General features: G+C 36.7%; 16 protein-coding genes and 2 pseudogenes. 14 read left to right on the top strand and 4 right to left on the bottom strand.

Going from position 1 to position 22,631, the window contains the following annotated elements; all coding sequences use genetic code 11:
* The first annotated feature begins 26 nt into the window (after window positions 1-26).
* The 5 genes from apcA (at window position 27) to FFO06_RS05170 (ending at window position 2,612) form a co-directional block, all read left to right on the top strand.
* Window positions 27-512 carry an allophycocyanin subunit alpha gene (gene apcA / locus FFO06_RS05195; protein WP_028084653.1) on the top strand — a complete coding sequence of 162 codons (486 nt, stop codon included), beginning with the start codon at window positions 27-29 and terminating at the stop codon, window positions 510-512.
* Between the two features lie 68 nt (window positions 513-580).
* Window positions 581-1,066, top strand: coding sequence for an allophycocyanin subunit beta (gene apcB / locus FFO06_RS05190; RefSeq protein ID WP_028084652.1), 486 nt, complete (start codon window positions 581-583; stop codon window positions 1,064-1,066).
* A gap of 219 nt (window positions 1,067-1,285) precedes the next feature.
* Window positions 1,286-1,492 (top strand): phycobilisome linker polypeptide, encoded by a 207-nt coding sequence (locus tag FFO06_RS05185; RefSeq protein WP_027402734.1) that lies wholly within the window; start codon window positions 1,286-1,288, stop codon window positions 1,490-1,492.
* A gap of 459 nt (window positions 1,493-1,951) precedes the next feature.
* Entirely contained in the window at window positions 1,952-2,254 is a 303-nt protein-coding gene (locus FFO06_RS05175) for a DUF433 domain-containing protein (RefSeq protein WP_137907070.1), read from the top strand.
* Window positions 2,247-2,612, top strand: coding sequence for a DUF5615 family PIN-like protein (locus FFO06_RS05170; RefSeq protein WP_137907069.1), 366 nt, complete (start codon window positions 2,247-2,249; stop codon window positions 2,610-2,612). Before FFO06_RS05175 ends, FFO06_RS05170 begins: the two co-directional genes overlap by 8 nt.
* Window positions 2,613-2,702: 90 nt before the next feature.
* Here the strand turns inward: FFO06_RS05170 and FFO06_RS05165 are convergent, their stop codons facing one another.
* Window positions 2,703-3,194, bottom strand: coding sequence for a Spy/CpxP family protein refolding chaperone (locus FFO06_RS05165; RefSeq protein ID WP_137907068.1), 492 nt, complete (start codon window positions 3,192-3,194; stop codon window positions 2,703-2,705).
* A 76-nt stretch (window positions 3,195-3,270) separates the two neighbouring features.
* On the opposite strand from FFO06_RS05165, the pseudogene FFO06_RS05160 reads away from it, so the two are divergent.
* The 4 genes and pseudogenes from FFO06_RS05160 to dnaG form a co-directional block, all read left to right on the top strand.
* A pseudogene (locus FFO06_RS05160) lies at window positions 3,271-3,483 on the top strand (sensor histidine kinase); the annotation flags it as partial.
* 385 nt (window positions 3,484-3,868) lie between these two features.
* A complete protein-coding gene (locus FFO06_RS05155) occupies window positions 3,869-6,910 on the top strand; it encodes a type ISP restriction/modification enzyme (RefSeq protein WP_236097071.1) in 3,042 nt (1,013 codons plus the stop codon).
* Between the two features lie 68 nt (window positions 6,911-6,978).
* A pseudogene (locus FFO06_RS05150) lies at window positions 6,979-7,629 on the top strand (response regulator).
* A gap of 129 nt (window positions 7,630-7,758) precedes the next feature.
* Entirely contained in the window at window positions 7,759-9,669 is a 1,911-nt protein-coding gene (dnaG, locus tag FFO06_RS05145) for a DNA primase (RefSeq protein WP_137907067.1), read from the top strand.
* A 135-nt stretch (window positions 9,670-9,804) separates the two neighbouring features.
* Here dnaG and FFO06_RS05140 read toward each other — a convergent pair whose 3' ends face one another.
* Window positions 9,805-12,555 (bottom strand): efflux RND transporter permease subunit, encoded by a 2,751-nt coding sequence (locus FFO06_RS05140; protein ID WP_137907066.1) that lies wholly within the window; start codon window positions 12,553-12,555, stop codon window positions 9,805-9,807.
* Between FFO06_RS05140 and FFO06_RS05135 the strand changes: the two genes are divergently transcribed.
* Complete coding sequence (locus tag FFO06_RS05135; RefSeq protein WP_306420180.1) at window positions 12,528-13,373, top strand: 5'-methylthioadenosine/S-adenosylhomocysteine nucleosidase family protein; 846 nt, start codon at window positions 12,528-12,530, stop codon at window positions 13,371-13,373. The two genes, FFO06_RS05140 and FFO06_RS05135, sit on opposite strands and share 28 nt — an antisense overlap.
* Before the next feature lie 75 nt (window positions 13,374-13,448).
* Here the strand turns inward: FFO06_RS05135 and FFO06_RS05130 are convergent, their stop codons facing one another.
* Together FFO06_RS05130 and FFO06_RS05125 are read right to left on the bottom strand one after the other, a co-directional pair.
* Window positions 13,449-16,301 carry a DUF4114 domain-containing protein gene (locus FFO06_RS05130; protein WP_137907065.1) on the bottom strand — a complete coding sequence of 951 codons (2,853 nt, stop codon included), beginning with the start codon at window positions 16,299-16,301 and terminating at the stop codon, window positions 13,449-13,451.
* 1,035 nt (window positions 16,302-17,336) lie between these two features.
* Window positions 17,337-18,509, bottom strand: coding sequence for a glycosyltransferase (locus FFO06_RS05125; protein WP_137907064.1), 1,173 nt, complete (start codon window positions 18,507-18,509; stop codon window positions 17,337-17,339).
* A 136-nt stretch (window positions 18,510-18,645) separates the two neighbouring features.
* Between FFO06_RS05125 and shc the strand changes: the two genes are divergently transcribed.
* The 4 genes from shc (at window position 18,646) to FFO06_RS05105 (ending at window position 22,630) form a co-directional block, all read left to right on the top strand.
* Entirely contained in the window at window positions 18,646-20,553 is a 1,908-nt protein-coding gene (shc, locus tag FFO06_RS05120; protein WP_137907063.1) for a squalene--hopene cyclase, read from the top strand.
* A 422-nt stretch (window positions 20,554-20,975) separates the two neighbouring features.
* A complete protein-coding gene (locus FFO06_RS05115; RefSeq protein WP_137907062.1) occupies window positions 20,976-21,377 on the top strand; it encodes a DUF2267 domain-containing protein in 402 nt (133 codons plus the stop codon).
* Window positions 21,378-21,525: 148 nt separating this feature from the next.
* A complete protein-coding gene (gene ureE, locus FFO06_RS05110; RefSeq protein WP_137907061.1) occupies window positions 21,526-21,966 on the top strand; it encodes an urease accessory protein UreE in 441 nt (146 codons plus the stop codon).
* A complete protein-coding gene (locus tag FFO06_RS05105; protein WP_137907060.1) occupies window positions 21,944-22,630 on the top strand; it encodes an urease accessory protein UreF in 687 nt (228 codons plus the stop codon). Before ureE ends, FFO06_RS05105 begins: the two co-directional genes overlap by 23 nt.
* Window position 22,631 lies beyond the last annotated feature (1 nt).

Below are 22,631 nucleotides of genomic sequence, written 5' to 3'. Positions count from 1 at the left end.
TACATTAGTTTTGGAGGAATCCATTAATGAGTATCGTCACGAAAGCTATCGTGAATGCTGATGCAGAAGCTCGCTACCTCAGCCCCGGTGAATTAGATAGAATCAAAGGTTTTGTTGCTGGTGGCGCACAACGCCTTCGCATCGCGCAAGTATTGACCGAAAACCGCGAGCGCATTGTTAAGCAAGCTGGTGACCAACTGTTCCAAAAACGTCCTGATGTTGTTTCCCCCGGTGGTAACGCTTACGGTCAAGAAATGACAGCTACTTGCTTGCGTGACTTAGACTACTACCTCCGCCTGGTTACCTACGGAATCGTTTCTGGTGATGTTACAGCCATCGAAGAAATCGGTATCGTTGGTGTTCGGGAAATGTACAAGTCTTTGGGTACTCCCATTGATGCAGTTGCTGGTGGCGTTGCCGCTATGAAGAACGTTGCTGCTACCTTGTTGTCTGCTGAAGACGCAGGTGAAGCTGGTTCTTACTTCGACTACGTTGTTGGTGCAATGCAGTAGGTTTTAGCTCTATTCTCGGCTAAAACTGATACTGTGACAATAAGGTTGGAAATAAGGAAAAAACAACAATGCAAGACGCAATTACCTCCGTTATCAATTCTTCAGACGTTCAAGGTAAATACCTTGATACCTCTGCTCTCGAAAAATTAAAAGGCTACTTCGCTACTGGTGAACTGCGCGTTCGTGCCGCAGGTACTATCAGTGCTAATGCTGCTGCGATCGTTAAAGAAGCTGTAGCTAAGTCCTTGTTGTACTCTGATGTTACCCGCCCCGGTGGTAATATGTACACTACCCGTCGTTACGCAGCTTGTATCCGTGACTTGGATTACTACTTGCGTTATGCTACCTATGCTATGCTCGCTGGTGATGCTTCCATTTTGGATGAGCGCGTATTAAATGGTTTGAAAGAAACCTACAATTCCTTGGGAGTACCCGTAGGCTCTACCGTTCAAGCTATCCAAGCTATGAAGGAAGTAACCGCTAGTTTGGTAGGTCCTGACGCTGGTAAAGAAATGGGCGTTTACTTCGACTATATCTCCTCTGGCTTGAGCTAGGAGTTAGGTTTGCACTTAGTAATATAGGTGCGAAACTGGTATTTTGGTCTGGAAATCAATCATGATTGCTAGAAGGTTCTCTTGCTAATTTGATTGTAAGTGTTATCAGTCTAGTGTTGATGGTTGATTTCCAGTCTGCGAAAGATTAATTAAAGATTTGCACTCAAAATTTTTGAGATAAAAAAGTTTCCACAAACAAATAGAGGAGATTTGAAAAAAATGGCTCGTTTATTTAAAGTAACTGCTTGTGTTCCTAGTCTATCTCGTACTCGCACCCAACGCGAATTACAAAACACTTACTTTACTAAGCTAGTTCCCTATGAAAATTGGTTCCGTGAACAACAACGGATTCAAAAAATGGGTGGCAAGATTGTTAAAGTGGAATTAGCAACTGGTAAACAAGGTACTAATGCTGGTTTGTCTTAATTTCTATACATAGCGAGCTTATTTTATTTCGATTTTGTTAGGGGTCTAAAAAGACCTCTTTTTTTGTTATATTTTCGCTGTTGCTGATTCAGATAATTTAGCTCACGCAGAAGCACTCCAGGCGCAGAGAGTGAGAGTAGTAAGAGTTTATCTTTTTTTCATTTGATATTCTTTTGTATCAAAAAGAAAGTTGCAAAGTGTTTTAGCTGAGTTTACTGCTAATCTTGCATGATGTTCTGATGGTTTAACTGGAAATTACATGAGAGTCACTCATTGTATTTCGTAATGTAGCCAAACCAGAAACTACACTTGTTAAACCTGAAAGGATTTAAAGTATTTTCCTATGTATGACAAAGTGGAAATCATGCCGACAAGTATTCATTGTAAGCGATCGCCTGTGGTGCGATGCGCCAATAATAAACTAGAATTAAATAACCCTAGCTAAAAATTCTCTCAACCATGGCAACTGCTACTAACATTGGTACGCTAGTAACCTGTTCTCCAGATATCAATAATGGTCGTCCCGTGATTACAGGGACTAAAACTTCTGTGAGTCGGGTGGTTGTTCTTTACAAACAAGGTGCAAATGCTGAAGAAATTGCCCGTCGGATAAGTCACCTCAACCTTGCCCAAGTTTATGCAGCTTTAGCTTACTACCACGTTAATCGTCATCAGATTGAAACTGAGTTAGCCCAAGCAGAAGCAGAATACTGGAATTTAGCAGAGTTACACAGCCAGAAAGATAAAAATACAGATGAATAAAATCCGGCTTTATATTGACGAAGACTCTATGGATGAAGATTTTGTTCAAGCCCTACGTTCGCGCAATGTAGATGTGTTAACAGTTGCAGATGTGGGAATGTTGTACAAATCAGATCGAGAACAGCTAAGTTGGGCTAAAGAAAATAACCGAGTTATATTTAGCTTTAATGCCAGGGACTTCTATTATATCCATACTACTTTACTCGAAGAAGAGTCATCTCACGCTGGAATAATTTTAGCACCTCAGCAAAGATACAGCATTGGCGAGTTAATGCGTGGAGTTTTGCGACTTATTAACACCAAATCAGCAGAAGATATGCAGGGACAAGTGGAGTTTTTAAGTAACTGGGTTTATTGATTATGCCAGCTTTTATAGTCAGTCATACAAAAATAGGCTGGGCTTTTATACCCACCCTTAGTTAATTTTTCTTATTTAAATGACTCAGAATTATTGGGGGTTGCGTTGTTGATGATGAAAACGCATTTCTCCCCGGAATTTCTTCATTTGTGCTTGCTGTTGGGGAGTTAATATAGCTTGCATTTTTTGTCTTTCCGAATCATGGATTTGTTTAATTTGATCTTTCTGTTTGTCCGTTAGATTCAAAGAATTAAAAATATCACCTTTTTTCTCATGTCCACTGTGATGTTGTCCTTGTCTTTGTTGACGTTCAGCTTTACGTTTTTCCATTGCAGTTTTTAACTGATTTTTTTGTTCTGTGGTCAAGATAGCGTCAACTTGAGCGCGGGTATTGGTGTGAATTTCCTTCATTTTCGCTTTTTGTTCACTGGTCAAATTCAAGTGTTTAAATAAACCTCTTTTTTGTAATTCTTGACCAGGTTGGGGTAAGGGTGGGTTGTTCTGCGCTTGCACTGCAAAGGGAGTTGCGATTAAAGTTAAGGCCAGAGTACCAGCAAGCAGTGATAATGTCTTCAGTTTCATATTTACCCTTTGGTTATTTGTAGTTATTTGTCGTTATTTCGGTTTTTTATGTTCCTATGATATTAACTTCTATCCAGAAATTAATCTAGAATTAACAACAACTTTAGCAACTTTAAAGTTGATAATTCAGGATAATGGTAAAGGTTTTGATTTAGGTGAAAATCCGACTGGATTTGGTTTACAAAGTATGCGCGATCGCATTTTAGCATTAGGAGGGGAATTTGAAATTAACACTCATCTAGGTGCAGGTTATCAAATTATTGTGCAAGTTCCTTTACTGAACTATTAAACTGTTTTACTCTCAAAATCATAGTTTTTAGAAAATTTATCTCGGAAAATAAAGTAAAGAAATATTAAAAATTCATGAATTTCACCACCTTCATCTTTAAAATGAATTATAATCATAAAGTGACCAGTTATTTAGTAGAGCTTACTAATTGGTAATTGGTAATATAATTCCTGGATATCCTGATTATGACGATGTATTTCAATAGTAACTTATCATTGATAACATCACATATTTATTTGAAAAACACAGAAAATATATGGACTTTAGACACTACTTACAACAACTGCAATCAAAACTAGAAAAAGGCAGTGAACGCACTCAATACTCCACATTATAAAATCTGATTAATAGTGTTATTTTAGGAATAAAATCCACCGTTGAAGAATTGGGAAATCAAGCAGGTATTCCTGATTTTACGGTGAGAAAGAATAATCAATTACTCAGTTATATTGAAGCCAAAAAAATCGGAGAAAACTTAGATAAAATTCAAAAAACTGAACAATTACAACGTTATTTAGAATCATCCATTTGTGAAAATCTTATCCTGACTAATTATCTTCAGTTTCATTGGTATCTTGATGGTAAACTGCAATTAAAAACCACCTTAGCTACAATTGAAAACAATCAAATAATTCCTGTTTCTAATATATTAGAAACAGAACAATTAATTAGATCATTTCTCAGCAAACAAGAAAAAACTATTAATAACTACTATGATTTAGCTAAGGAAATGGCCGCAGCAACTAAAGCTATTCGTTATAGTATTAATGAAGCCTTGAAAACCGAAGAACAAACAGGAGAATTAACTCAATTAAAATTATTATTCCAAGAGTTACTATTACCAGATTTAGATAATTATAATTTTGCTGATATGTATGCTCAAACCATAGCTTATGGTTTATTTACCGCTAGGGTAGGCCATTGTCATGGACAAACAACATATCAATTTAATCGTCAAAATGCGGGTATTTATATTAGTGACAAAATTCCCTTTTTACAAGGATTATTTAGTACAGTCATTTCCACAGATATCATCAGTAAAATTAATTGGACAATTGATAGTTTAGTGGAACTTTTAGCTAAAGTTGATATGAATAATATTCTAGAAAACTTTGGACAAGAAACGCGAAAACAAGATCCCATAGTCCACTTTTATGAAACATTTTTAGCAGCTTATGAAGCATCATTAAGAAAAAGTAGAGGAGTTTATTATACTCCTGAACCTGTAGTATCTTTCATTGTTAAAGCAGTTAATCATATTTTAGAAAATGATTTTAATTTAGATGATGGTTTGGGTAGTAAAAACGTCACAATTTTAGACCCAGCTACGGGAACAGGAACTTTTTTATATGAAGTCATTAAACAAATTTATTTTAACTTTGAAAAATATGGAGTTAACCGTTGGAATCAATTATTTAGAGATAAACAAGTTCTCAAACGTTTATATGGTTTTGAGTTATTAATGACTCCTTATACAATTGCACATTTAAAACTGGGATTATTATTAGAAAACTTAGGTTATGAATTTCAAGAAAAAGAAAGATTAAATATCTTTTTAACTAATGCTTTAAATGAAGGAGTGAAAAAATCAGAATTAATTTTAGGCCAGTATATCTCAGCAGAAGCAAACCAAGCAGCAGCAATTAAAACAGAAATCCCTAGTCATGTAGTTTTAGGAAATCCTCCCTATTCGGGACATTCAGAAAATAAAAATGAATGGATAGAAGGATTAGTTAAAGATTATTATCACATAGATGGATTATCTTTAGATGAAAAAAATCCCAAATGGTTACAAGATGATTATGTAAAATTTATTCGCTTTGGACAATGGAGAATTGATAAAACAGGAGTAGGAATTTTAGCTTTTGTTACCAATCATGGTTATTTAGATAACCCGACATTTAGAGGAATGCGTCAAAGTTTATTACAAAGTTTTAATCGGATTTATATTCTGAATTTACATGGTAATGCTAAGAAAAAAGAAGTTTCTCCAGATGGAAGTATAGATCAAAATGTCTTTGATATTCAACAGGGAGTAGCGATTTTAATTGCTGTTAAGGATATTCCTAAAAATCAGCTTATATTTAATCAACAAAATGCACTAGATAATGGCGTTTTTTATGCTGATTTATGGGGAACTCGTGAACATAAATATGAGTTATTGAAAGAATTAACGATGAAAACCGTAGCATGGGAAAAAATCAATCCTATTTCTCCTTTTTATTTGTTGACTCCTCAAGATGTTTATGCTTTAGCAGAATATAATCGAGGTTGGAAAATAACTGATATCATGCTTGTTAATTCTGTGGGAATTGTCACAGCACGAGATTCTTTAACAATTCAGAAAACTCGTGAAGACGTGGAAAAAATTGTTAATGATTTTGCATTTTTACCACCAGAAGAGGCAAGAGAAAAGTATAATTTAGGAAAGGATACAAGAGATTGGCAAGTTGCTTTAGCGCAAGATGATATTAAAAAAAGCAGAGTTAAACAAAATAAAAATAATACAATAAATAGAAATTCGATTAAACGGATTTTATATCGTCCTTTTGATATCAAATACACCTACTATACAGGTAAATCAAGGGGATTTATTTGTATGCCTCGAAATGATGTGATGAAAAATATGTTATTAGGTGATAATTTAGGATTAATTACCGTTAGACAACAATCTCAGTCTGGGGAATGGTCTTTAGTTGGTACTACTCAAGATATGATAGAATCTTGTGCTATTTCTAATAAGACCAAGGAAATTAATTATTTATTCCCTCTTTATATTTATCCAGAGAACGAAACAACCCAAGACAGAAAACCTAATTTCTCTCCAGAATTTCTGACTGTAATTAAGTCCAAATTAGGTTATATTCCCACAGCAGAAAATATCTTTTATTATATTTATGCTGTGTTTCATTCTCCTCAATATCGTCAACGATACTCCCAGTTTTTAAAGATTGATTTTCCGCGTCTTCCTTTAACTAGCAATAATGAATTATTTAATCAATTAGTTATCAAAGGAGAAAAGTTAGTTAATTTACATTTGATGAAAAATCTGCCCCCAACTCCCATTACTAAATCAGAAACTTCTACTACTGCTAATTTACCTTTATTTAATGGAGAAGAAAGAGGCGCTATTCATTATCAAGGTGATGGTAAAAATGAAATAAATCAAGTTAAATATAATACAAATAAACAGCAAATTTTGATTAATCAGAACTGTTATTTTTCGGGAGTTTCTCCAATAGTGTGGGAATTTAAAATTGGTGGTTATCAAGTATTAGATAAATGGTTAAAAGACCGAAAAAATGCTAACATAGATTTATCTGATGCGGAAATTACTCATTATCAACAAATCATTATTGTCGTCATAGAAACAATTAAATTAATGACAGAGATAGATGATATAATCCCTCAGTTTCCTATTATATAAATACCCCAAGATTCAGATTCCCGAATTATTAGAAAAGTCGGGAATCCAATTACCAATTACCAATTACCATGATCACAATTTTAATTGTAGATGACCAAGGTTTAATTCGTCAAGGTTTACGAGCGTTATTATAACTAGAATCAGATATAAAAATTGTCAAAGAAGTAGAAAATGGTCAAATTGCCATTAATTTAGTCAGAGAACTGCAACCAAATGTAATTTTAACGGATATCAGAATGCCCATTATAGATGGAGTTGCTGCGACTAAAGAAATTAATCATCAATTCCCTCATAGTAAAGTTTTAATTCTCACAGCTTTTGATGATGATGAATATGTAAAAGCAGGAATAAAAAATGGAGCAATGGGTTATTTACTCAAAGATACACCTTCAGAAGAGTTAGCAGTTGCTATTCGCGCGGTTAATAAGGGATATTCCCAATTATGACCAGGAATAGTCAAAAAACTTTTAACTCAATTTCCTGCAAATTCACCCCAAAACTTAACATCTGTACCAGCAAGTTTAGCAGAACTCACACCTAGAGAAAAAGAAGTTCTGCGATTAATTGCTATTGGTGATAATAATCGAGAAATTGCCGAAAAATTGTACCTTTCCGAAGGAACAGTCAAAAATCATATTACAAATATTTTAAATCGTCTAAATCTCAGAGACCGAACTCAAGCTGCTATTTTAGCTAATAGTTTTTTTACATATTTATAACAGGGTATTATAGTATGCTGTGTTTCAGGGTTTGGTGCGTTACACTGTCGCTAACACACCCTACTAGCCACTAACACAATTAAAATATATTATAGTATAATAAATCTAGATTACGATCGTTGATTCCTCATGCAAATTCCTCGCTTACATCCAGATACTATTGAAGAAGTTAAACTCCGCGCTGATATTGTTGATGTCATATCAGAGTATGTAGTTTTGCGAAAACGGGGTAAAGATTTTGTGGGTTTGTGTCCTTTTCATGATGAAAGAACTCCCAGCTTTACGGTTAGTCCTTATAAACAAATGTATTATTGTTTTGGCTGTCAAGCTGCGGGAAATGCAATTAAGTTTGTTATGGATTTGGGAAAACGTCAATTTGCGGAAGTGGTACTAGATTTAGCAAAACGTTATCAAGTCCCGGTTAAAACTTTAGAACCTGAACAAAGACAAGAATTACAACGTCAAATATCTTTACGTGACCAATTATATACTGTTCTCGCTTCCGCTGCTCAATTTTATCAACACACTTTAAGACAATCTCAAGGACAAAAAGCACGGGAATATTTAACAAAAATTCGTCAATTTAAAGAGGAAACTATTCAACAATTTGGTTTAGGTTATGCTCCTGCTGGTTGGGAAACTCTTTACCGTTATTTGGTGGAAAGTAAACATTATCCCCTACAATTGGTAGAACAAGCAGGATTAATTAAACCCCGAAAAGAAGGAGGAGGATATTATGATGTATTTCGTGATAGGTTAATGATTCCTATTCGTGATCTTCAAGGGAGAGTAATTGCTTTTGGAGGCAGAACTTTAACGGAAGAACCACCAAAATATCTCAATTCTCCGGAAACAGAATTATTTAGTAAAGGGAAAACTTTATTTGCTTTAGATGAAGCAAAAGACGCTATTTCTAAAGTTGATCAAGCGGTAGTTGTAGAGGGATATTTTGATGTGATTTCTCTCCATGCAGCCGGAATTAATAACGCTGTTGCTTCCTTGGGTACAGCATTAAGTATAGAACAAGTACGGCTATTATTACGTTATACAGAATCTAAGCAATTAACTCTCAATTTTGATGCAGATAAAGCTGGAATAAATGCTACGGAAAAAGCAATTGGTGAGATTGCTAATTTAGTTTATACAGGAGAAGTACAATTAAAAATTCTCAATTTACCTCATGGTAAAGATGCTGATGAATATTTACATGATCATACAGCATCCGATTATCAACAATTATTAACAAATGCGCCACTTTGGCTAGATTGGCAAATTCAAAATATTATTAAAAATCGAGATTTAAAACAAGCTACCGACTTTCAACAAGTTACCCAACAAATTATTAAATTATTGCAAAATATCGTTAATAGTGATACACTAAATTATTATGTCTCTTACTGTGCAGAAATTCTCAGTTTAGGAGATAGTAGACTTAAACCTTTAAGAGTTGAAAATCTCCTAACTCAGATTAAACCTAATAGTCTAAAATCTCTAAGTCCGCGTATAAATAAACCGCAACCTCAAAAACCAAAATTATCTTTAGTTAATACAGAACGCACTTTACTAGAACGGGCTGAGGCATTATTATTAATCATTTATCTTCATTCTTGCGAACAAAGACAAATAATTATTGAAGATTTAGAAACCCGCAACTTAGAATTTAGTCTTTCTCATCATCGTTTTTTATGGCAACAAATGTTAGAATTTTCATTAGATGAACTTGATTTAATTTCTAGTGTGCAAAATAGATATTTAGAATTATCAGAAGAATTAGACATAGTTTCCCATATATTTCATCTCAATGAAAAAAATAAAACAGAAATATTACGAACTCCTCACGTTATCCAAGCAGCATTAGCTTGCATGGAAAGAGTATTCCGAGAAAAACGCTATTATTACTTTAGGGAACAATGGGAAAAAATAGATCCTCAAACCGAACCAGAAAAATCTAAATATTATGCTGAAGCCATGTATATAGAAAAAATCCATTTACAAGACTTAGAGAAACAGCGACAATTTTCTATTAACGATTTAATTTAGGAAATTCTGTAGCTTGGGTTTAGTTCCTGACCCAACCTACATGGCTATAAGTCAATATTCAAAAAAAAAATTATCAACAACAAAATCCGCGACTTCTCTGAGAAGTCGCGGATCTAATTCTAGTTTATTAACTTATTAATTTACCTTCCTTCTGGGAAACCAATCATCTAAAATCGCGTAGAATACTGGCACAACAAATAAACTCAGAATAGTAGAACTGACCAAACCACCGGCAATAGATACAGCCATGGGAGACCGCAATTCTGAACCCGCACCCAAACCCAAAGCAATGGGAACCATCCCCAAAATAGTCGCTGCTGTAGTCATCATAATGGGGCGTAAACGTACAGGACCTGCTTTGAGAATTGCCTCAGTTTTTTCTATTCCAGAATCTCGTAATTGGTTAATGTAATCTACAATTAAAATCGCATTTTTATTAGTAATTCCCAGCAAAAACACAAAACCAATCAGAGATATCATGCCAAAATCACTTTTGGTAAAAAGTAGCGCCAACAACGCTCCCACAATTGCTAAAGGTAAAGAAAGACCAATAACTATGGGGTCTACCCAACTTTTAAACAGCCAAATCAGCACCACAATAATACAAAGCGCCGATAATCCTAAAGTTGTGCCAAAACTGCCAAAAACCTGATTTTGACGGGCAGAATCCCCACCTAAATTTAAAGAAACACCCGCAGGTATGACAGCCTGAGCCTCAGATACCACAATATCCGTTGCATTACCTAAAGTCAGATTTTGTCCCAGGTTAGCGCCAATATAAACCACTCGCTGATGATTTAACCTTTCAATTTGCAAAATTGTATCTTGTTGATGAGATTCACCTGTAATAGTTACATCAGCAAAACCAGATATTTTCTCAATTCGTGCTTTCACCGCTTTAGCTGCTGTAGTCAAAGCCTGGAGGTCTTTACCTTGTAAAGCTACTTGTAGAGGTTTTTGTCCACCGGTGTCTACAAATTGAATATCTTCTACACTTGTGGTGACACCCGCCAATTTTGGCAAAGTAGCACGGAGTTGGTCTTGGACTTGAGCCGTTTTCACTTTTCGTTCTGCTTTTAGCTTAACGTACAGCGTCCCTTTGTTTGGTTCACCTTCACGAGAACCGACAGTAGTAAAAACCGTGGCCACATCCGGGGAATTTCTCACCACTTTTTCCAGTTTCTTAGCAACATCCAAGGAATCGTTTAAAAGATTAGAAATGGAAATAGGAGATGGGTGAGCAGATAAATCCACAGCAACAGACAAAGACGAACTTCCTAATTTATCTTTTCGTCCCCTTTGTGTTTCCCGTCCTCCTGGTTGTCCTCCTCCTCCTGGCACCTCTTGTCCAAGAGCCGCAGGAAGACTAGGTACTAGGGAAGTATAGACAATATTAAATTCTCCTCGGTCAAGTTTGGGAATAAAGCCTTTGGGAATTAGGGGAATTAGGGCAATGCCAGCAATTAAACTAACTACAGCTAACCCCACAACTATCAAACGGTGCTGTAAAGACCAAGCTAACAAATTGCGGTAAGCTTGCTCAAATCCCAGCCAAATCCTACCCTGCTTCTGGGGAGAACTAGATGATTTAGGCTTGAGCCAGTAAATAGCTAAGACTGGTGATAAAGTCCGGGCTACTAATAAAGATGTCAGCATAGCCGCAGAAACAGTAATCCCAAAGGGTTTAAAAAACTGCCCAATGACTCCACCCATCAAACCGATAGGTAAAAATACCGCCACCGCTGTTAAAGTGGCTGCGGTGACAGTTAAACCGATTTCATTAGTAGCTATCAGGGCGGCTTCCCGTGGGGTTTTTCCGTTTTCAATATGCCGCATGATGTTTTCGACATCAACTATGGCATCATCCACTATTGAGCCAATTACCAAAGCTAATGCTAACAGGGTAATGGTTTCTAAATTAAAGCCATATATCGCCATGACGATAAATGTCCCTAACAAAGATATGGGAATAGCTAAAGCAGAAATCAGGGTAGCTTGCCAATTCCATAAAAAAGGAAAAATTACAACCACCGAGAGAATGATAGCTTCTATCAGGGCATCTATAGTAGAATGGGTAGCATTACGGATATATTCCGCTTGGGTAGCAGCTAAAGTCAAAGTGACATCTTTTAAAGTAGCCCTTAGTTGTTGTACTTCCTTTTCTACTCCACTGACCAATTCTAGGGTATTAGCATCACCTTTTTTAATCACCTGAAAAGCCAAAGCATCTTGACCATTAAACCTAACTAAAGTTCCAGTGGGTGGCTGGAGTCCATTGGTTACTGTAGTCAGTTGGGGTTTTAATGTTCCACCCCCTAACAGAGACACTTTCAGCACCCCTGGTAATTTAGCGATCGCCGGAACAATTTTATCTTTTGCCAGTTGTCGTAAATTATCAATATCCCGGACGGAACTTTCAACGGCATAGCTAACAGTCGCTGATTCGTTCAGATTCAAAGGGATGATTTTTTTATTTGTATCCTTGGGTAGATTTAACTGATTAACTATTTGGGAAATTTTGTTAGTCGCAGTTTCTAAACTTGTACCGACAACAAAAGAGGAAACCACCGCAGTTTGACCCGGATAAGTTGATGAACGAATATCCTCAAGTCCTACCAATGATTTTAGACCTTCCTCTATGGGTTTAGTCAGTTTTTCCTCTGTATCTAGGGTACTGCTTAGGGGCGCTTGGACAGTTACCACCACCACTGGAAAAGTGATATCTGGAAATAAAGCATATTTGAGAGAACTGAATGCCAGAACCCCAGCTACCGTTACACCTATCCAAAAACACACTGTTAACCAAGAAAATTTAATTGCTAATCTGGAAATATTAAAGCTTTCGCGCGCGTGTTTGGATGTTTGGGTTGTTTTGGTCTGTACCATCTGATAAAATTATCATCTTAGTCATTGGTTATTGGTCATTGGAAAGAATTTTTTATCCATTGACTTCTACCCATTATCTATTACCCATTAGCCATTACGAAATGTCAACTCTGATCTTAGTCCCCCAGGGAGCAGAATATCAAGCCGTCTGTCGCGGATTAAGTCCCGTCCCTTTGGGGAAGCACGGGGGCGCTACCCCTACTCCACATCAGGTATTAGCCATACCCATGGGAATCGCACCAGTGCAGCAGTATTTACAAAAATTAACCCAAAAATTAACCCAAAAATTAACCCACATCCGTGAAAACTCAATCTTAATGATGGGTTTATGTGGTAGCTTGACCAGAAAATATCAGGTTGGAGATATTGTTTTATATCAAAACTGCCTTTATCAAGGAAATCTAGAAGAATGTAATAATTATTTCACCACAGATATATATACCCGACTGGGTGATCATGTATCTTTAGTCAGAGGATTAACAAGCGATCGCATTGTATGTACAGCCGCAGAAAAACACCACTTACATCAACAATACGGTGCTGATGTTGTGGATATGGAAGGATATCCCTGCCTAGAATTTTTCCGCCAATTCCCAGACAAACAAGTGGCTATATTGCGAGTAGTCAGCGATGATTCTCACCATGATATCCCCAATATCACATCCGCGATTAGTGAAAACGGTTCTTTGCGACCTTTCCCCTTAGCTTGGGAATTAATCCGTCAACCACAGTCAGCTAGGCGATTAATTACTGGTTCATTGAAAGGACTCCAGGTTTTAACAGCAGTGACTCAATTATTATTTACGCCAGATCCCTGACTTTTCTAAAAAGTCGGGGATCTGAATATCTCAGCCGAATTAAATTAAACAATTTCTGGGGCTGAGAAAATTCCTCTAAACTACGGGTGTCAAATTCACCTTAACAATTATATCATTAAAGTCCTTGTCACCACTATCACTCATATCTTCAAAACCAAAGGTATTATCACCTAACATCCGCACGTGGTCAACACCATCTGAGTTAGCACCCAAGAAGGTGAAGTAAATATCTGGATCATTATTAGAATTACTATCAAGTAAGGCATCAGGTGTACCATTAACAATTAAAAATGGCACCACGATAGAACCACTGGGAAGAGTTGCGCTAGAAGAGGCTGTACCACCGTCGTTCACCGATAAATTAATATCGGAAATCCGTTTATTAATGGCTGCTTGAATATAACCAGCTTCTCCTGGTAGGATATCAGCCTGACCATCACCATTAGTGTCAATACCGCCATTCTCACCAGTGACTTGATAGAAACCAACGAAGTTGTTGTAATTTGCTTCTCGGTAAACCGTAAAATCAGCTTTTACATCACCTGTGATATTCCGCAGATATAATGATTCCCCTTGTGGTTGGCTTTGCAGGTTTGTACCTAGAGCGATCGCTTGATCAGTTACTCCAATGTTCACCCGCAAATCCTCAAACCCATTCGGATCACCAGAACCATCTTCCCACTCCAGAGAAAAATTATCAGATCCTAAGTCTGTAATTTTGAGGTTAGAAGAGTTGGCAATGAGAACATTTTCCATGGGAGTGGTTTTATTTAGTACAGAGTCCGTTGAACCATCTTTTACTAAATAAAATCTCAAATTGTCATTAGTGTTAAATAATAATAATCTTTTCAGGCTATTATCATCAAACCCAGAAGGAGAATTAGTCAGGGTAGAGAAAATTACCTGACCTCTTGCCAAGGCTTTTTCTGTATAACCCTGTTCCCCGGTCGCAATACCATCTATTTTACCACTAGCATCATCAACGGTAAATACTCCTATTTCATTGACACCATCAGAATTACTTCCCGTCAATGTGAATTCTAGTGTCGCATTACCATTACTATTATTATCTTCAATCTTAAAGACATCACCACTAATTAGTGTCAGGAAACTGTTTGAATCCGTTTCATTGATATCATTAATATTCACAGTCAAAGCTTTTTCATAAGTCAGCCCAGCCGCGTCTTGTGTCTTGACGCGAATCTTGTAACTGGACTTAGTTTCAAAGTCTGGAGATAAATTAATTTTAAGTTGATCTCCGTCAATAGTAAAAGCAGAATTATCATCATCACCTTCACCAGTAACTAGGCTATATGTAAAACTATCCTCCGTATCTGGATCTGTGGTTATCAATGAACCAACAACTGTATTGTCTGGGACATTTTCATTCACTCTGTCATTACTGAGACTTAAACCTGTAGGTGCTTCGTTCACAGGAGTTCCAAACACGACATAAGCTGCTCCAGCACCAGAATTAGCAAAGGGAGCGCTAATAATGAAATCGTTAACACCGTCACCGTTGACATCTCCTGCACCGCTAACTGAGTGACCTAAGTTACCATTTACAGCAATACCACTAATGATAAAGCCATTTGTACCGTCGAGATTGGAGAGTTCAAAGGTAGAACTAAAGCCGTCCTTGCTACCATAGATGACATAGCTTTGTCCATAACTATTATTAGCATTATTCGCCCCAATAATGATGTCATCAATTCCATCATCGTTAATATCCCCTAAATTACTGACAGACCAGCCAGCGTTGTCAAAGGCAGCAATACCGTTGATAGTAAACCCATTACTGCCATTAAGATCGGAAAGGTTAAAATTGTCACCTATGTCGCCTTCTTTACAAAAGACTACATAGGCTCTGCCCGCAAATTCTTTATTGTTGGGATTTCCATTTCTTGCACCGATAATTAGGTCTGCAATCCCATCTCCGTTAATATCTCCGGCTTTACTAACAAAGAAGCCTGATTGATCTTTATCTTGCCCATTGATGGTAAAGCCAGTAAAATCATTATTACTATCAAGGAGGGAGACATTGATGGTATTGTCAGTAATCGGATTTTCCGTGTCAATCCTCCGTCCATAAATGACATAACTGCTGCCAGAATTATTACCATTGGGATCTGCATAAGGCGCACCAATAATTAGATCATCTATTCCATCCTTATTGATGTCTCCAGCATCACTGACAGAATAGCCCAGATTATTGAGGTCATCACTAATGATTTTCAAACCGTCATTTAGCCCAATATTAGACAAGTCTATGGTTGAACTGAAACCACCTTCCTTGCCAAAGATGACATAGCTTTCACCGTCAATGCCGTTTTCATTATCACTAGGATTGGTTGCACCAATTAATAAGTCCTTGGTACCATCACCATTAAAATCGCCGGCACTACTAACAGCCCAACCTGCATTATGACCCGAATTACTGCCTTTGATAGTCAATCCTTTGCTACCAAGGTCGGAAAGTTCAATGGGATTACTAAAATAATCGGATTGTTTGCTACCAAAGATAATATAAGCAGCCCCGGAATTATCCCCATTGATACCAGAAAAAGGTGCGCCAATGGCTAAGTCATCAACACCATCACCGTTAATATCCCCAATGTTACTAACGGAACGGCCTGATTGATCACCGGCTTGAGCCCCGTTAATCACAAAGCCTTTAGTACCGAGAGTAGAAGGATTTAAGGTTAGATCAAATCCCTCTTTGCTACCAAAAATTACATAAGTTACCCCTGCATTACTTTTATCATCAGGATCACTCAAAGGTGAGCCAATAACTAGATCCCCAATACCATCACCGTTAATATCACCAGCATCGCTGACTGAATAACCTAAGTTATCGTCTCTTTCAGCTGAGATAATAAAGCCGTTCTTGCCGTCGAGTGTGGAGAGGTCAAAAAATTGCGCGCTCATAGTGGTATTGTTGGTTTTCTGAATGTTTGATAAATTTCGGTTAGGACTTAAGCAAAAACTTTCCTAAACCTTTATTTCTGTCTTCATTGCTATGGGTTACAGATGGCTAAAGTGACTCGTGTTTCGGTCCTATCGGTGACAGCAAAGCAGGTGTAATAGGTAGTCAATCGGGTGGTCAATCGGGTGAGCCACCCTAGTTACACAAATTCATGCGATAAATCTGCATTAACATAAGTCTCTAGGCTTCGGTAGCTAGAGTAAGTATTAATGCTTTAACGCTAATATTACCGAAGTTTTCTGAAACTTACGCATCAGTGTTCCCATAGCGTCTTGAAGAGAAGACTAAAATCCTGACTGTAATGTCAGGTATTATACCAGTTGCATGGGTCTTATTTCACATAAATGGGTTACATAAACGTGACAAGATAGCCTAAGCTGGAGTTAAGTAGCTTGAGTTACTTTTAATGGCAGTAGAGAAATAGTAGTTAATGCCCCGTCTTATGGAAACTTTTCTTGGACAGTTGAGTATCCAGATTTGGTATAGATACTTTTTAGGTTTTGATTCTAGGATTTTCTACCCACTTTCTTATGACCATAATTTTCACCTCTGATCATCAAATTCAGGACTATTTAAGATTTGGGGTTTTACGTAGGACATCCTAAAAAAACAAAGATGCTAAAATTGACGGCTGATTTGATTGAACGGCTTTCGATTTTTCACTAACAATAAAGTTTACTTGAATTGCCCAAAAACAATATATCCCACTTATGGCACTATTAATTATGAAGTTCATGAAGTCTTTGTAAACTTTAGGTAAAGATGAATAATATAGCATTTCCTAGTCCACTGAGGTACAGATTTATCCCTAATTTTGTGAAAATATAGCGGATTACCATAGCGGGCATTTTGCCCGCACCACAAGATTTTGATCATTAATATCCGTACCTCATAATATCGGAAACTGCTGTAATTCCTTTTTTGGTTATCAACCCTTAGACTAAAAATGGGAATTTTTGGCAAAAATATCTGATCTACTACTTTTTGTCCCAGGGGTAAACTCTACCTTTCCATTCACCCCCACGTCCTTGCCAATGACGCAATGCTGAATCTACTGTCATCAGAGTATATAAAAAAGCAATGATTGGTAAACTAAAAGCAAAAATTGCGGGACATTTATAAAAGCGAATAATTGGCAAATAAGCAAAAGTCATGAGTAGATATGCTGTGAAAGATACTAGGGTAATTTGCCAATTTCCTAATAACACTCCTAAAATAATTCCTATTGGTGGTAATAAATAAACTAAAGTCATTCCTAATAAACTACCCACTAGTAGTACAGGGGAATAATTAAGTTGTGTATAAGCACTTCTAGCTACCATATCCCAAATTGTTTTCAGGGAATCATAAGGGCGTAAACTGATTGTTGAAGTGCTTAGTCCTAACCAGATTTTGCCATGATTTGATTTGACGGCCTTTGCTAAGGAACAATCATCAATTAAGGCTTGACGAATTATTTGCAACCCACCAATTCTATTTAGGGCCTCTCTGTGAATTAAAATACAGCCTCCCGCTGCGGCTGCTGTGGTTTTTTTGGGGTTATTTACCCAGGAAAAGGGGTAGAGTTTTTGGAAGAAAAAGACGAAAGCGGGAATTAATAGTTTTTCCCAAAAGCTTTGACACCGCAAGCGCACCATGATAGATACCAGGTCTAAATTCTGGGACTCGGCTTTGGCTACTAAGCGCCGTAAGTTACTAATATCATGTTGTATATCCGCATCTGTTAGTAAAAAATAGTCTGGTGTCAATTCACTCGCTTTTTCTACTCCTTGTGCCATTGCCCACAGTTTACCCGTCCAACCTGTAGGTAATGATGCGCTGGAGACAATCTGCAATTTATCAGTTTTATCAAGGGCGTAAGCTACTCCCTGGGCAAAATTGGCTGTACCATCGCTACTTTGATCGTCTACTAAGAAGATGGTGAAATTACCAGTATAGTCTTGCAAGAGGAGCGATCGCAAACTAATAGGAATAACATTCGCTTCGTTACGTGCTGGTACTATTACACACACCGTCGGTAACGATTTTTCTATAACGCTTTTATTTGTTTCTAATTGGTGATTAACTCGCCAAAATTGTCCCCAAAATAAGAGTAAAAATAACCAAGTTATCAGGGATATAAAGGTTAAGGTTAATACAATTGTTATCATAATTTTCCCTTGACTGCAATTCAAAATTTAATTATTACTGATTTGGATAGAATACAATCTTTGCTGATTTTGGGGAAGAATTTTCTCTGATTTCGGTTATGTTATTAATTATTATTGGCTGTTGAAGAAGTATTTTATGCAAACACAAGATAGAATAAAAGTCAAGCAAGTAGTAGATGCGATTACAGCTAGTCAAAAATATCTGCTTTCGATGCAAAATAGAGATGGTTATTGGTGGGCTGAGTTAGAATCTAATGTTACCATTACTTCTGAGGCTGTTTTGCTGCATAAGATTTGGGGAACGGATAAAAATAGACCTTTAGATAAAGTTGAAAATTATCTCCGTTCTCAACAGCGAGAACATGGAGGTTGGGAATTGTTTTATGGAGATGGTGGGGATTTAAACACAACTGTAGAGGCTTATATGGCTTTGAGGTTGTTGGGTGTACCCGCTACAGACAACGCACTAATAAAAGCGAAATCCCTAATTTTGGCTAAAGGTGGTATTAGCAAAACTCGCATTTTTACCAAGTTACATCTAGCTTTAATTGGCTGTTATAATTGGCGCGGACTTCCTTCTTTACCACCTTGGGTGATGTTGCTACCCGATAATTTTCCTTTCAATATTTATGAACTTTCTAGTTGGGCGCGTTCTAGCACTGTACCATTATTAATTGTCTTTGATCGTAAACCCATCTTTAAAATTGATCAACCCATTAATTTAGATGAATTATATGCTGAAGGTGTAAATAATGTCCGATGGGAATTACCAAAAAATGGTGATTGGTCGGATATATTTAACATCCTCGATGATGGTTTCAAATTAGCAGAAAGTCTGAATTTTGTTCCTTTGAGAGATGAAGGTATTCAAGCCGCAGAAAAGTGGATTTTAGAACGTCAAGAAGTTACCGGAGATTGGGGGGGAATTATTCCCGCGATGTTAAATTCTCTGTTAGCTCTAAAATGTCTAGATTATGATGTGAATGACCCAATTATCCAGCGAGGTTTAAAAGCAGTTGATAATTTTGCTATGGAAACAGAAAATAGTTACTGTGTACAACCTTGTGTTTCTCCTGTATGGGATACAGCTTGGGCGATTCGGGCTTTAATTGATTCAGGTTTTCCCGCAGATCATCCCGCTATTGTTAAAGCAGGAGAATGGTTAATAGAGAAACAAATTCTCAATTATGGTGATTGGAATGTCAAAAATAAGCAAGGGAAACCCGGTGCTTGGGCGTTTGAATTTGACAATCGTTTTTATCCAGATGTGGATGATTCGGCTGTAGTTGTTATGGCTTTACATCAAGCTAAATTACCAAATGAAGAATTGAAAAAACAAGCTATTAATCGGGCTTTAAATTGGATTATAACTATGCAATGTAAACCAGGGGGTTGGGCGGCTTTTGATCTTGATAATGATCAAGAATGGCTTAATTCTATCCCCTATGGTGATTTGAAAGCTATGATTGATCCAAATACGGCTGATGTCACTGCTAGAGTCTTAGAAATGTTGGGGGCTTGTAATTTATCAATTCCAGCAAATAATTTAGAAAAGTCTTTAAATTATCTTTTGGAAGAACAAGAAATAGAGGGTTGTTGGTTTGGTCGTTGGGGTGTGAATTACATTTATGGAACTAGCGGCGTTTTATCGGCTTTAGCTTTAATAAATCCTCTAAAATATGGTGAAAATATCGCCAAAGGTACAGCTTGGTTGGTCAAAGTTCAAAATAATGATGGTGGTTGGGGAGAAACTTGTTTTAGTTACAATGATCCTAGTTTGAAAGGACAAGGAGAAAGCACTGCTTCCCAAACAGCATGGGCTTTAATTGGCTTGATTTCCGCCGGTGAAGCAACTGGTAAATTCGCTATTGATAGTATGGAAAAGGGGATTAATTACCTGTTAACAACACAGAAATTAGATGGTACTTGGGAAGAAAAATACTTCACTGGAACTGGTTTTCCTTGTCATTTTTATTTGAAGTATCACTTCTATCAACAGTATTTTCCTTTAATGGCTTTGGGACGATATCAAGCAATAAGTTAATCACAGACAGTAGGGATAATTCATCAATTGTCCCTCACCCTAACCTAAAAATATACCCAATCTCTTTAATGAACTTTAATGAAATTTAGAAATATCGCTATAGATATACCTCTATCTACTTCTTTAGGATGAAGTTAAGTCAATAATTAAGATTTAGACTAAAGTGAGTTTACTATTCAATTCAAATTATGAGTTATATCAAATTAAGATGAGGCTACTGAGAATAAGATATCAAGAATAATTGACCGCAGATAAACGCAGATAAATGCAGATAAATTGAGACAAGTTTTTGAGTAGAGATTCAGCATAGTATTCATATCCCCAACTTCTAGCAAGAAATCATAATTTATTCACAGGATTAAATAAAATAAAGAAGTCGGGAATATTACTCAAAATATTGATGAAAATACTGGAGATAAAAAATGAAATATAATGAGTTTATAATCCATGTCCAAAGTCTAGCACAATCAGAATCTCTTGAGGAAGCTGAGGTCGCTACTCGTGCTACTTTGGAAATTATTAAACAAATTGTTCCTAGTGCTGAAAGAGAGGAATTAGCAACACAAATACCCCAGGAATTAGGGGAATATTTACGTGGAGGTGAAGCAGAACCTATTGAAGCTTTTAATTTACAGGAGTTTATTGAACGTATTAGTGAAAAAGAAAATGTGAAACCTACTATCTCAATTATTCATGTCCGCGCTGTTTTTGCTGTTTTACAAAGTGCTATCTCTCCAGATAAATTTCGCAAGTTTTATGACTATTTTTCCCGTGACTATGAGGAATTATTTAGCATTTTATTAATAAATCAAGCCTCCGCTTAATTAGCATTAATTAGCAGAAATTTCTCCGTCGAAAATTATAGTTAACCCTATTATATACCTGATTTCTTGGAGAAGTTGGGTATATTTTTGTTTATTTTGTCTATTTTGTTTATAATGGCTAAAGTTCAATATCAAGTTGATTTAAATTATGCTGACTTTTACCCAACGTCAACCACTTAATATTCCCACTACAGTTAATATTACTCTTTCACTGACTGCGGAAGAACGGACTCGCAGCCGTTATAAATTTATATTAGCAGATGGTCAGGAGATTCTTTTGCGTTTACCTAGAGGGACAATATTAAATGATGGTGATATACTTATTGATGAAAACCACAGTATTTATATGAAAATTATTGCTAAACCTGAACCTGTTTTAACTGCTTACGCGGAAATTCCTTTATTATTAAGGGCTGCGTATCATTTAGGAAATCGTCATGTACCCGTGGAAATTACTCCCACTTATTTACGCTTATCTCCAGATCCAGTTTTACAGGCTATGTTGACCCAATTGGGTTTAGAAATTCAAGCGGAAATTGTCCCTTTTCAACCAGAATTAGGTGCTTATGGAAATCACTCTCACGCATAACAATTTTTTGGCGATTTTACAATTAGCAAGTCCTGCTTTACCTGTAGGTGCTTATGGTTATTCGGAAGGTTTGGAAATGTTAGTAGAAAATGGGACTATTACTAATGCTGATAACCTCAAATTTTGGCTAAAATCTGAATTAATTTATGGTTCAATTTGTCTAGATGCTGGGGTAATTGTTAGGGCTTTTCATGCTGTAAAAACCGATGATATAGAGGCTTTAAAACGCTGGAATTTATGGTTATCGGCCGCCAGAGATACGGAGGAATTACGGGCTGCTAGTTGGCAAATGGGACGTTCTCTGATGCAATTATTAAGTAAGCTAGAACCGGAAATTTTACCTTTAGTCCATGCTGTGGGTTATCCTAGTAATTATGCGATCGCTTTTGCTATAGCTTGCGCTTATTGGGATATAAATATTCAGGCCTGTTTATTAGCTTATTTACACAGTTGGGCTAATAATTTAATTACGGCTGGGATCAAACTTATTCCTCTGGGACAAACTGCGGGACAAGAATTATTACTGGGTTTACAACCTTTATTAACCACTACTGTGGAGGAAATTTTGCTCATGGATGATGATGATTTAGGATGTTGTAATTGGGGTTTATCTTTAGCAAGTATGCAGCACGAAACCCAGTATACTAGATTATTTAGGAGTTAAA

The organism is Dolichospermum planctonicum, from assembly GCF_005402965.1.
GTDB classification, from domain to species: Bacteria; Cyanobacteriota; Cyanobacteriia; order Cyanobacteriales; family Nostocaceae; genus Dolichospermum; species Dolichospermum planctonicum.
This window is presented reverse-complemented; position numbering and strand designations above follow the sequence as displayed.

What these genes read in the sequence shown, in the direction of transcription:
- apcA (WP_028084653.1), top strand. Translation starts at nt 27, where the DNA reads ATGAGTATCGTCACGAAAGCTATCGTGAATGCTGATGCAGAAGCTCGC.
- apcB (WP_028084652.1), top strand. Translation starts at nt 581, where the DNA reads ATGCAAGACGCAATTACCTCCGTTATCAATTCTTCAGACGTTCAAGGT.
- FFO06_RS05185 (WP_027402734.1), top strand. Translation starts at nt 1,286, where the DNA reads ATGGCTCGTTTATTTAAAGTAACTGCTTGTGTTCCTAGTCTATCTCGT.
- FFO06_RS05175 (WP_137907070.1), top strand. Translation starts at nt 1,952, where the DNA reads ATGGCAACTGCTACTAACATTGGTACGCTAGTAACCTGTTCTCCAGAT.
- FFO06_RS05170 (WP_137907069.1), top strand. Translation starts at nt 2,247, where the DNA reads ATGAATAAAATCCGGCTTTATATTGACGAAGACTCTATGGATGAAGAT.
- FFO06_RS05165 (WP_137907068.1), bottom strand. Translation starts at nt 3,194, where the DNA reads ATGAAACTGAAGACATTATCACTGCTTGCTGGTACTCTGGCCTTAACT.
- dnaG (WP_137907067.1), top strand. Translation starts at nt 7,759, where the DNA reads ATGCAAATTCCTCGCTTACATCCAGATACTATTGAAGAAGTTAAACTC.
- FFO06_RS05135 (WP_306420180.1), top strand. Translation starts at nt 12,528, where the DNA reads ATGTTTGGGTTGTTTTGGTCTGTACCATCTGATAAAATTATCATCTTA.
- FFO06_RS05140 (WP_137907066.1), bottom strand. Translation starts at nt 12,555, where the DNA reads ATGGTACAGACCAAAACAACCCAAACATCCAAACACGCGCGCGAAAGC.
- FFO06_RS05130 (WP_137907065.1), bottom strand. Translation starts at nt 16,301, where the DNA reads ATGAGCGCGCAATTTTTTGACCTCTCCACACTCGACGGCAAGAACGGC.
- FFO06_RS05125 (WP_137907064.1), bottom strand. Translation starts at nt 18,509, where the DNA reads ATGATAACAATTGTATTAACCTTAACCTTTATATCCCTGATAACTTGG.
- shc (WP_137907063.1), top strand. Translation starts at nt 18,646, where the DNA reads ATGCAAACACAAGATAGAATAAAAGTCAAGCAAGTAGTAGATGCGATT.
- FFO06_RS05115 (WP_137907062.1), top strand. Translation starts at nt 20,976, where the DNA reads ATGAAATATAATGAGTTTATAATCCATGTCCAAAGTCTAGCACAATCA.
- ureE (WP_137907061.1), top strand. Translation starts at nt 21,526, where the DNA reads ATGCTGACTTTTACCCAACGTCAACCACTTAATATTCCCACTACAGTT.
- FFO06_RS05105 (WP_137907060.1), top strand. Translation starts at nt 21,944, where the DNA reads ATGGAAATCACTCTCACGCATAACAATTTTTTGGCGATTTTACAATTA.